Origin of the sequence: Streptomyces sp. NRRL WC-3626, from assembly GCF_000718785.1 — a bacterium.
GTDB classification, from domain to species: domain Bacteria; phylum Actinomycetota; class Actinomycetes; order Streptomycetales; family Streptomycetaceae; genus Streptomyces; species Streptomyces edwardsiae.
Genome location: NZ_JOCA01000053.1, coordinates 1 through 576 on the forward strand (window position 1 = coordinate 1; position 576 = coordinate 576).

General features: G+C 73.6%; 2 pseudogenes. Both read left to right on the plus strand.

Annotated elements, in window-relative coordinates:
- A pseudogene (locus tag IF28_RS0135755) lies at window positions 1–298 on the plus strand (GPP34 family phosphoprotein); the annotation flags it as partial.
- 95 nt (window positions 299–393) lie between these two features.
- Window positions 394–576: pseudogene (locus IF28_RS0135760) on the plus strand (HEAT repeat domain-containing protein); the annotation flags it as partial.

The following is a 576-nucleotide window of genomic DNA, read 5'->3' on the forward strand; positions in this document are numbered from 1 at the left end:
CACACAGCGGAGAAGCGGCCTCCTGCCCTTCGGCCCCCGGCGCGTGGAGCTGGTCGACACACCCGGCAGGCGACGGGCCATCGGCCGCCGGGAGGAGGGCGAGCCCGTCCTGGCCGCCCTCGCGTCGGCCGTGGGGCTCGACGGCGAGCGGTCCGGCGACGACGAGCCCGGCCTCGACGACGAGACGGTGACCACCGTGGTCGCCACCGTCAACGAAGCGGTGATGGAGCTGGAGGCCGTACGCCAGCGGCGGACCATCGAGAACACGGCCTTCGCCAACGTCTGGCGCGGCCCCTGAGCCGGGCCCCCGGCCGGAGACGGCCCGGGGCGCACGGCCGAGTTGACCTTGACACGGTGACAAGCAGTTCACTGCTCGCCGAGGAGGTGGTCTCGATGACGGTCACGGGACACGGCACGGACACGGCACGAGCGCTGCGGGGGCTGGAGGACGACCGTGCGTCGGTGCGGCTGCGCGCCGCTCTGGCGATCGGCTCGACGCCGGACCCGCGCTTCGTCGGCAAGCTCGTCGAGCGGTGCGCGGTCGAGCCGGAGTTCTTCGTGCGCGACATGCTGACC